10 protein-coding genes are annotated in these 9,658 nt (G+C 65.3%); 8 read left to right on the forward strand and 2 right to left on the reverse strand.

Annotation, left to right across the window (positions count from 1 at the left end):
• The first annotated feature begins 36 nt into the window (after positions 1–36).
• Positions 37–789, forward strand: coding sequence for a DNA repair protein RecO (gene recO, locus P2Q66_RS05295; protein WP_079596169.1), 753 nt, complete (start codon positions 37–39; stop codon positions 787–789).
• 2 nt (positions 790–791) lie between these two features.
• Positions 792–1,643, forward strand: coding sequence for an isoprenyl transferase (locus P2Q66_RS05300; RefSeq protein ID WP_079596168.1), 852 nt, complete (start codon positions 792–794; stop codon positions 1,641–1,643).
• A 29-nt stretch (positions 1,644–1,672) separates the two neighbouring features.
• Here the strand turns inward: P2Q66_RS05300 and P2Q66_RS05305 are convergent, their stop codons facing one another.
• Positions 1,673–2,656 carry an alpha/beta hydrolase gene (locus P2Q66_RS05305; RefSeq protein ID WP_275726158.1) on the reverse strand — a complete coding sequence of 328 codons (984 nt, stop codon included), beginning with the start codon at positions 2,654–2,656 and terminating at the stop codon, positions 1,673–1,675.
• A gap of 76 nt (positions 2,657–2,732) precedes the next feature.
• Between P2Q66_RS05305 and P2Q66_RS05310 the strand changes: the two genes are divergently transcribed.
• Complete coding sequence (locus P2Q66_RS05310) at positions 2,733–3,803, forward strand: quinone-dependent dihydroorotate dehydrogenase (protein ID WP_275726159.1); 1,071 nt, start codon at positions 2,733–2,735, stop codon at positions 3,801–3,803.
• A 104-nt stretch (positions 3,804–3,907) separates the two neighbouring features.
• On the opposite strand, the gene P2Q66_RS05315 is transcribed toward P2Q66_RS05310, so the two are convergent.
• Entirely contained in the window at positions 3,908–4,510 is a 603-nt protein-coding gene (locus P2Q66_RS05315) for a DUF3043 domain-containing protein (RefSeq protein ID WP_275726160.1), read from the reverse strand.
• 89 nt (positions 4,511–4,599) lie between these two features.
• Here P2Q66_RS05315 and P2Q66_RS05320 point away from each other — a divergent pair, with 89 nt between their 5' ends.
• The 5 genes from P2Q66_RS05320 to P2Q66_RS05340 form a co-directional block, all read left to right on the forward strand.
• Positions 4,600–6,057, forward strand: coding sequence for a dipeptidase (locus P2Q66_RS05320; protein ID WP_275726162.1), 1,458 nt, complete (start codon positions 4,600–4,602; stop codon positions 6,055–6,057).
• Positions 6,058–6,220: 163 nt separating this feature from the next.
• Positions 6,221–6,607 carry an iron-sulfur cluster assembly accessory protein gene (locus P2Q66_RS05325; RefSeq protein ID WP_079596164.1) on the forward strand — a complete coding sequence of 129 codons (387 nt, stop codon included), beginning with the start codon at positions 6,221–6,223 and terminating at the stop codon, positions 6,605–6,607.
• Positions 6,608–6,793: 186 nt separating this feature from the next.
• Positions 6,794–7,666, forward strand: a complete 873-nt coding sequence (gene coxB, locus P2Q66_RS05330) for a cytochrome c oxidase subunit II (protein WP_079596163.1) — start codon at positions 6,794–6,796, stop codon at positions 7,664–7,666.
• Positions 7,667–7,676: 10 nt separating this feature from the next.
• The gene (gene ctaD / locus P2Q66_RS05335) at positions 7,677–9,404 is read left to right on the forward strand and encodes a cytochrome c oxidase subunit I (RefSeq protein WP_115525777.1); all 1,728 of its coding nucleotides are present in this window, start codon (positions 7,677–7,679) and stop codon (positions 9,402–9,404) included.
• A partial coding sequence (locus P2Q66_RS05340) for a cytochrome c oxidase subunit 4 (protein ID WP_275726164.1) occupies positions 9,401–9,658 on the forward strand: 258 nt, incomplete at its 3' end. The genes ctaD and P2Q66_RS05340, both read left to right, overlap by 4 nt.

Consider the following 9,658-nt stretch of genomic DNA (forward strand, 5'->3'; position numbering starts at 1 on the left):
CAGCCGCATGCCCGGAGGGGATGGGAAGATAAAAGCGTGGCCCAACAGTCTTTCGCCTCCCGCGCGTACCGGGACGACGCCGTCGTGCTCCGCACCCACAAGCTGGGCGAGGCCGACCGCATCATCACGCTGCTGACCAAGCACCACGGCCAGGTCCGGGCTGTCGCCAAAGGCGTCCGCCGCACGAGCAGCCGGTTCGGTGCGCGGCTGGAACCCTTTATGGTCGCTGACCTTCAGCTGGTGTCCGGCCGCACCCTGGACATTGTCACCCAGGCCGTCGCCAAGGGGGCCTACGGCGGAAGCATCGCCGCTGACTACGGCCGGTACACCGTGGCCGCGGCCATGACCGAGACCGCCGAGAAGCTCACAGACGCGGACGGCGAATCCGGCACTGCGCAGTACAACCTGCTGGTCGGGGCCCTGGCCGCCCTGAGCAGGAATGAGCACGCCGCCGGCCTCATCCTCGATTCCTACCTGCTGCGGGCGCTGGCCACCGGCGGCTGGGCGCCCAGTTTCACCGACTGTGCCCGCTGCGGGCAGCCGGGCCCGCATACCGCGTTCGCCGCCCCGCTCGGCGGCATGGTCTGCAGCGGATGCCGGCCTCCGGGATCGCCCGCGCCCGCACCTGAAACAGTGGTACTGCTGGCAGCCCTGCTCACGGGCGACTGGCCCACCGCGGACGGATCGCTGCCGGTCCACCGCAAGGAGGCGGCAGGCCTGGTGGCGGCCTACCTGCAATGGCACCTCGAACGAGTTCTCAAATCCCTCAAGCATGTGGAGCGTAGCTGACAGTGGCCCTGGGCAAAAAGACCAACACATCCCGCCGGCGCACCCACCCGGTGGTGGCCCCGTACCCGCATCCGTCCGGCGCCGTGGCGCCAACCATTCCTGCAGAGTTCATCCCACGGCACGTGGCCATCGTTATGGACGGCAATGGCCGGTGGGCCAACCAGCGCGGACTGCCGCGGATCGAGGGACACAAAGCCGGCGAACCCGCGCTGCTGGACGTCATGGCAGGGGCCATCGAGCTCGGGATTGAGTATGTCAGCGTCTACGCCTTCTCTACAGAGAACTGGCGGCGGTCGCCCGAGGAAGTCCGCTTCCTCATGGGATTTAACAAGGATGTGCTGCGCCGCCAGCGGAACCAGCTCGACGAATGGGGAGTGCGCGTCCGCTGGTCCGGCCGCCGGCCCAAGCTCTGGGGATCAGTGATCCGCGAGCTGGAAGAGGCGGAGGAATTCACCGCCGGCAACAGCACCTGCACGCTGACCATGTGTGTTAATTACGGCGGCCGCGCGGAGATCACGGACGCTGTGTCCGCAATCGCTGCCGAGGTCGCAGCGGGAAGGATCAAGCCAGGGGCCATCACCGAGCGGACCATCCAGAAATATCTTGACGAGCCGGACCTTCCCGACGTAGACCTCTTCCTGCGCAGCTCGGGGGAACAGCGGCTGTCCAACTTCCTGCTGTGGCAGTCCGCGTATGCAGAGTTCGTGTTCATGGATACCCTGTGGCCTGACGTCGACCGGCGGACCCTGTGGGCTGCCGTTGAAGAATACGCCCGGCGGGACCGCAGGTACGGCGGCGCCGTGGACGCTGCGAAGCCCGTTGGTGCCGCCGCGGAAAGCCCGGCCACGCCCTAGCTGCCCCTCGTGCGTACGGACGGTATTCCTTATCGCCCGTCGGTCCGGTCCTGGTCCCCGTAGGCCTTGAGCCAGCGGGCCAGGCGGGCATACGCGTCGGCACGGACTGCGGCGGGGGAGAGGAACACGTCGTGCAGGGCGCCGTCGATCCGCTCCACGGTAACGGTGCGGCCAAGGGTAAGCGCCCGTGCGCCAATGACGTGCACATCAAGCACGGCGTCGGTCCGCCGCATCTCCTCCGACCAGAAGAGTCCGTTCGCACTTCCGCGGGACAGCAGGACCAGTATGGGCACCTCGATATCAAGGCCGCGGGCCACGCGGGCATGGCCCGCCAGCACCGCGCTCAGCCACCCGGCCCGCACGGGAAAGGCCATGGGCGGTCGGTACCGTTCATCCAGGGCCCATTCCCCGTCAGCGGCGCTGCTGATGGTGCGCCAGTAGAAGCCCCGCTCCGGCAGCCGGAGCACAGCCTCGGGACGGAACCGGGCTACGGGTCCCACCATGCCGGAAGCCGCCAGCCGCACCAGGGTGCTCCCGTGCATCTCCAGCCATGGGCTGTTGAGGATCAGCTGTGACACCGCGTCCGGGTGTTTGCTGGCCCACAGGACCGCCACCAGTCCGCCGGTGGAATGCCCCATCAGTGTCAGTGGCCCCGGTGCGCCCTCTCCGCTGATGAGCCGGCACGCCACGTCAATTTCCGCGTCGTAGTCCGCGAGGTTTGCAACGTACCCGCCCGGGTCTTCAGGGCGCAGGCTCCGGCCGTGGTTGTGCATGTCCAGCGCATAGAAGTCATAGCCTGCGCCGGACCAGAAGCGCGCCAGGTCCACATTGAAGAAGTAGTCGCTCCAGCCGTGCAGGAAAAGGACTGCCCTGCGGGCCTGCCGGGCCGAACCTGAGTGGTTCGCCGGGCGGAACCGGACCAGCGTCGCAGTCCGCTCCACGCCGTCGTCCCCGGCGGCCGCAAAGGCGCGGGACTCGAACTCCTCACCCAGGATGTCCGGCTGCCACTCCATGGCTTCATGCTAATCCGGCAAAGCATTTGGTCTGTACCATTTTGGTCTGGGACGCCGGAGACGGAAGACTGGTGGCATGCGCGTTTATCCCACTTTCTTCAGGCTGGCCTTTTCATGGATGGACGCCGAGCGCGCCCACACAATCGGGTTCAAAGGCATCCGGTTTGCGCATGCCTCCGGCGCCGGGAAGGTCCTCCAGAAGCTCACGGCACCTGCGCCGTCCCTGCAGACCACCGCCTTCGGTGTCACCTTCCCGTCGCCGTTTGGCCTGGCTGCCGGCTTTGACAAGGAAGGGCACGGCATCGAAGCCCTCACCGAGCTGGGCTTCGGCCATGTGGAGGTAGGAACGATCACCGGCCAGGCCCAGCCCGGAAACGAAAAGCCGCGGCTCTTCCGCCTGGTCCAGGACCGTGCCGTCATCAACCGGATGGGATTCAACAACGACGGCGCCTACACGGTGGCACCCCGTCTAAAGGCTGCCCGGGCGGCGCTGCAGCGCAGGCACCGCGGGGTTCGGCCCGTGATCGGGGTCAACATCGGCAAGACCAAAGTGGTGGAGCTCGCCGACGCGGTGGACGACTACCTCGTCAGTGCCCGCAGCCTCGCCCCCGCCGCCGACTACCTGGTGGTCAACGTCAGTTCCCCGAACACTCCCGGCCTGCGGTTGCTGCAGGATGTGGAGACCCTGCGGCCCCTGCTCACCGCAGTAGGCGAAGAGGCTGACCGCGCAGCGGGGCGCCATGTGCCGCTGCTGGTAAAGATCGCGCCGGACCTGAGCGACGAGGATATCGACGACGTCGCGCGCCTCGCCCTGGACCTGAAGCTGGACGGCATCATCGCCACCAATACAACAATCGCCAGGGACGGCCTCACATCCCCGGCCGAGCAGGTGGAAAAGTGCGGCGCCGGCGGGCTCTCCGGAGCGCCCCTCAAGCAACGGTCCCTGGACGTCCTGCGGCGCCTCAAGGAAGCAACCCGCGGCGAACTGACCCTCGTGGCCGTGGGCGGTGTGGAAACAGCACAGGATGTCCAGGAACGGCTCGACGCCGGGGCAACACTCGTCCAGGGCTACACGGCATTCCTCTATGAGGGCCCGTTCTGGGCAGCGCGGATCAACCGCCAGCTTGCGAAAAACCGCCGGTCCTGACCTGGCAGGAGCAGCGGGGTCCCGCGGCTCCTTAAACGACTAACCCCGGCGGCTCATACCGCCGGGGTTTGCTCATTGTTGTTGGTGTGGATGGACCCGACGGATCAGGCCGGGTACTGTCCGCGCTTGACCTGGGGCTTGGGCAGACGGAGCTTGCGGAACTGCAGCGAACGCATGGAGCCGTACCACACCGTGCCGCGCTCCACCTCGCCGAACTTTTCGGTCAGCCGCTTGCGGAGTTTGCGGGACAGGATGAAGACGTCGATGAAGACGGCCAGGAACATCACCCAGAATCCGCCCAGGACATAAATCATCAGGTCGCTGGACGCCGGCACCACCAGCGACACCAGGACAAAAACGAGCGCGCCGAACATGAGGTACTCGCCCAGGCTGAACCGGGCATCCACGAAATCACGGGCGAAACGCTTCTGGGGGCCCTTGTCACGCAGGGGGAGGAATTTCTCATCACCCGTATCCAGTGCCTGGCGCATCTTTTGCCGCTGGTCCTGGATAGCCTGGCGCTCAGCCGCCTTGGACGCCTTGCGGTCCTCCGGCACCAGCGGACGCCTGCGGGCCGCCTCCTGCGCCCGGCGGGTGGGAGTCGGGGCGCCCTTGCCCGCCACGCCGCCTTGCCGCGCTGCCGCTTCCGCCGCCTGCTGGTCTACTGATTCCTGCGCCGAAGGCGCTTCCTTTTTACGTCCGAACACCACAACAGAATACCTTGCGGGCGGGCAGGGAATGCCTGTTGGGCGGCGCTTCCGCTGGAGGCGGATGTGACGGGAGTAATGTTTCCGCCATGACTTCATCGCCGACGGCCACCCCGCACAACTCCAGCGGCCCCACAATCCCGGGCCTTGACGAAAGCTCCTGGACGGAAGACCTCAGGAACTCCATTGACCGCTCCTTCGACAGCACGCTGAGCCGGCTCAAGGAGCTTGTTGCCATCCCTGGCATCGCCTGGCCCAGCTTCGACCGGGCGCCGCTGGAAAGGAGCGCGGAAGCCGTTGCGGAACTGCTCCGCAGTGCAGGCCTGGACGGGGTGCAGATCCTGGCGTGCAACAAAGCGGACGGCACCCCGGGCGGTCCCGCCGTCGTCGCCCGCCGCGCCGCCGCGGCAGGCAAACCCACCATTCTTTTGTACGCCCACCATGACGTCCAGCCCGCAGGGGACGAAACGCTTTGGGAATCGAAGCCCTTCACTGCAGTGGAAAAGGACGGCAGGCTGTACGGCCGCGGCGCAGCGGACGACAAAGCCGGCATCATGGCACACGTGGCGGCCTACGCGGCTGTTTCCGAAGTCCTGGGGGATGAGCTTGGCCTGGGCGTCACCTTCTTCTTTGAAGGGGAGGAGGAAGCCGGTTCTCCCACTTTCCGCCCGTTCCTCGAAGCCAACCGCGAGCTGCTCCGCGCCGATGTTATTGTCGTGGCCGATTCCAGCAACTGGAAAGTGGGCATACCCGCGCTCACCACCAGCCTGCGCGGGCTTGTTGACGGGGTCATTGAGGTCCAGGTGCTGAAGCATGCCGTCCACTCCGGTATGTACGGCGGCCCCGTGCTGGACGCCCCCACCCTGCTTTCCCGCCTGATTGCCACCCTGCACGACCACGAGGGCAACGTCGCCATCGAAGGACTCGTGGCAACGGACAATGCCACAGTGGACCTGCCGGAGGCGGACTACCGCGCCGATGCGTCAGTGCTCGACGGCGTACGCCTGGCAGGGTCAGGCAGCATCGCCTCGCGCCTTTGGACCAAACCGGCGCTGTCCATCATCGGGTTCGACGCCCCGGGCGTCGACGTCGCATCCAACACCCTCCTGCCCCGTGCGCGCGCCAAGTTCAGCCTCCGGCTGGCTCCGGGACAGGTCCCGTCGGAGGCCATGGAGGCGGTGCGCCGGCACGTGGAGGCCAACGCGCCCTTTGGCGCGAAGGTCATATTCACGCCGGGGGAGAGCGGCAACCCGTTCCAGACTGACACGTCCTCGGCGGCTGCCACCGTGGCCATGTGGGCGCTGGGTGAAGCGTGGGGCGTGCCCGCCGTGGAGACGGGGATCGGCGGTTCCATTCCCTTCATCGCCGACCTGCTGGAGCTCTATCCGCACGCACAGATCCTGGTCACGGGCGTGGAGGATCCGGATTCGCGCGCACACAGTGCCAATGAGTCCCTGCACCTTGGCGACTTCCGGAAGGCAATCCTGGCCGAAGCCCTGATGCTGGCCCGCCTCAACAGGGACGGGCTTCAGGGTTCCGGGGCCTGAAAATTACCGTCGGCGGGAACAACCGGTGGCCTTCGTTGGTTACGTGAGGAGTTAGAGCTACACGGCTGTCCGACGTAGCATGTAGCTATAGCCCATACCCAATCCGTAGGGGCTGGCACCGCCAAGGCGGAGCCGCCAGGACCCGTCCTAAGAAGGTAGGCCAATGAGCACCGCAACCAATGAGAACAGCACCGAAACCACCAGCGCTGCCGGCGAACTGCCGGTCCACGAGGTCAAGCTGACCGACGTCGCCGCAGGCAAGGTCCGCAGTCTTCTCGAGCAGGAGGGCCGGACGGATCTGCGCCTTCGGGTTGCCGTGCAGCCCGGCGGCTGCTCCGGACTGATCTACCAGCTCTACTTTGACGAGCGGCTCCTCGACGGGGACGCCGTCCGCGACTACGACGGCGTCGAAGTCGTGGTGGACAAGATGAGCGTCCCGTACCTCAGCGGCGCCAGCATCGACTTCGAAGACACCATCTCGAAGCAGGGTTTCACCATCGACAACCCGAACGCCGGCGGCTCCTGCGCCTGTGGAGATTCCTTCCACTAGGCCGGTTATTTCGCCCGATGCCGGCGCCGTGTCTCCTGCCATCAACATTGGCATGGGGGCACGGCGCCGACATGTGGGCGAAACGCCCGGCGGAGCGGTAAGCTCTACACCGAGTAGTAAAACTTTTAGTGTGCCCGGGGCGCCGATGGCTGCCCGGACAACAGCAACAAGTAGGAAGGGCCGTCTGTGAGTTCGCAGAACCGAACCGGCAGCCGACGCAAAACGATCACAACGATCACAGGCTTGGCTATTGCCGGCGCGTTGGTTTTGACCGGATGTTCGCCAGAGGTAGAGAAAGGGTGGCTGCCCACTGAACGTGGCACCACCAGCAACACCGACCGCATCATGGACCTCTGGGTCAACTCGTGGATTGCCGCCCTGGTCGTGGGCATCATTACCTGGGGCCTGATCGTCTGGTGCCTGGTGGCCTACCGTCGCCGCAAGGGCACCGTCGGGTTCCCGCGGCAGACCAGCTTCAACCTGCCCCTGGAAGTCTTTTACCTGACCATCCCGCTGTTCATGGTCCTGGTGTTCTTCTACTTCACCGACCGCGACCAGCAGGCCATTGATGACCGCTCCCAGCCCGCCGACGTCGTTGTTGACGTCCGCGGCAAGCAGTGGGCCTGGGACTTCAACTACAAGGCCGGCGACGTCATCGAAGAAGACGTCCACGAGGCCGGCGTCCAGGCGCACCTCACCGGAAACACCATTGACAAGGAACAGCTCCCCACCCTGTACCTGCCGGTGAACAAGTCCGTTGACCTGGAACTGAACGCACGCGACGTCATCCACTCCTTCTGGGTTCCCGCCTTCCTCCAGAAGCGCGACATGATCCCGGGCAAGACCAACTACATCCGGTTTACCCCCACTAAAGAGGGCACCTACGACGGCAAGTGCGCCGAACTCTGCGGCGAGTACCACTCCGAAATGCTGTTCCGCGTCAAGGTGGTGTCGGAATCTGAATTCCAGGCCCACATGGACGGGCTGAAGGCAGCCGGCAACACGGGCCTCCTCGGTGTGGAGTACGACCGCAACCCGAACCTGAACGAAATTAAGTAAGGGGAGCGACGTGGCTACGTACACTCAATCCGCACCCACCGGAGTCCTGACGGCTCCCGTGGTTCCCAAATCCAAGGGACGCATCGTCGTCAACTGGATCACCTCCACCGACCACAAAACCATCGGGTACATGTACCTGATCGCATCCTTTGTGTTCTTCTGCCTCGGCGGCGTCATGGCGCTGCTGATCCGTGCCGAACTCTTTGAGCCCGGCATGCAGATCCTGCAGACCAAAGAGCAGTACAACCAGCTGTTCACCATGCACGGCACCGTTATGCTGCTCATGTTCGCAACCCCGCTGTTCGCAGGGTTCGCGAACGTGATCATGCCGCTGCAGATCGGCGCCCCGGACGTTGCCTTCCCGCGCCTGAACGCCCTGGCGTTCTGGTTCTTCCTGTTCGGCTCCAGCATCGCCGTCTCCGGCTTCATCACCCCGCAGGGTGCTGCCTCGTTCGGCTGGTTCGCCTACGCGCCGCTGTCCAACACCACCTTCAGCCCCGGCATCGGTGGCGACCTGTGGGTCTTCGGCCTGGCACTGTCCGGCTTCGGCACCATCCTCGGTGCCGTCAACTTCATCACCACCATCATCTGCATGCGCGCCCCCGGAATGACCATGTGGCGGATGCCGATCTTCACCTGGAACACCCTGGTCACGGCCATCCTGGTCCTCATGGCGTTCCCGCCGCTGGCCGCAGCCCTGTTCGCCCTTGGCGCGGACCGGCGCTTCGGTGCACACATCTTCGACCCCGAGAACGGCGGCGCTGTCCTGTGGCAGCACCTGTTCTGGTTCTTCGGCCACCCCGAGGTGTACATCATCGCGCTGCCGTTCTTCGGCATTGTGTCCGAGATCTTCCCGGTCTTCAGCCGCAAGCCGATCTTCGGCTACAAGGGCCTGGTCTACGCGACCATCGCCATCGCAGCGCTGTCCGTGACGGTGTGGGCCCACCACATGTACGTCACCGGCTCCGTGCTGCTCCCGTTCTTCGCGTTCATGACCATGCTCATCGCGGTACCCACCGGCGTGAAGTTCTTCAACTGGATCGGCACCATGTGGCGCGGATCGCTGACCTTCGAGACTCCCATGCTGTGGAGCATCGGCTTCCTCATCACGTTCCTCTTCGGCGGCCTGACCGGCATCATCCTGGCCTCCCCGCCGCTGGACTTCCACGTCTCCGACTCCTACTTCGTGGTGGCGCACTTCCACTACGTGGTGTTCGGCACCGTGGTGTTCGCGATGTTCGCCGGGTTCTACTTCTGGTGGCCCAAGTGGACCGGCAAGATGCTCAACGAGCGTCTCGGCAAGATCCACTTCTGGCTCCTCTTCCTCGGCTTCCACGGCACGTTCCTCATCCAGCACTGGCTGGGTGTCGAAGGCATGCCCCGCCGGTACGCCGACTACCTCGTGGAGGACAACTTCACCTGGATGAACCAGTTCTCCACCGTGGCGTCCTTCGTCCTGGGTGCTTCACTGATCCCGTTCTTCTGGAACGTGTACATCACCTGGCGCAGCGCCGAAAAGGTGCAGGTGGACGATCCCTGGGGCTTCGGTGCCTCACTCGAGTGGGCCACGTCCTGCCCGCCGCCGCGCCACAACTTCACCTCCCTGCCCCGGATCCGTTCCGAGCGTCCCGCCCTGGACCTGCACCATCCTGAACTCCGCCAGGTCCACACCGTTGAATCCCCGGCTCCTGCAGCCCAGGCGCTGGGTAACGCCGACCAGAAGGACACCGCACAGTGAAAATCGAATCTTGGATCTTTGGAGCCGGAGTCTTCTTCTTTGTCCCGGTAGCACTGGTTTACGGTTTCCTGACCAACTGGGGCGAATGGGTAGGCATCCTGGGCATCCTGCTGGTCGGCGGCCTCGCCGGCATGATCGGCGGATACCTCGGCTTCACCGGCAAACGCGTCGGCTTGCGTCCCGAGGACCGCAGCGACGCTGAAATCCACGAAGGCGCCGGCGAACAGGGTCACTTCAGCCCCTGGAGCTGGTGG

It is taken from the genome of Arthrobacter sp. Cr_A7, assembly GCF_029222765.1.
Taxonomy (GTDB): Bacteria; Actinomycetota; Actinomycetes; order Actinomycetales; family Micrococcaceae; genus Arthrobacter.

What these genes read in the sequence shown, in the direction of transcription:
- P2Q66_RS05305 (WP_275726158.1), bottom strand. Translation starts at nt 2,656, where the DNA reads ATGGAGTGGCAGCCGGACATCCTGGGTGAGGAGTTCGAGTCCCGCGCC.
- P2Q66_RS05310 (WP_275726159.1), top strand. Translation starts at nt 2,733, where the DNA reads ATGCGCGTTTATCCCACTTTCTTCAGGCTGGCCTTTTCATGGATGGAC.
- P2Q66_RS05320 (WP_275726162.1), top strand. Translation starts at nt 4,600, where the DNA reads ATGACTTCATCGCCGACGGCCACCCCGCACAACTCCAGCGGCCCCACA.
- P2Q66_RS05325 (WP_079596164.1), top strand. Translation starts at nt 6,221, where the DNA reads ATGAGCACCGCAACCAATGAGAACAGCACCGAAACCACCAGCGCTGCC.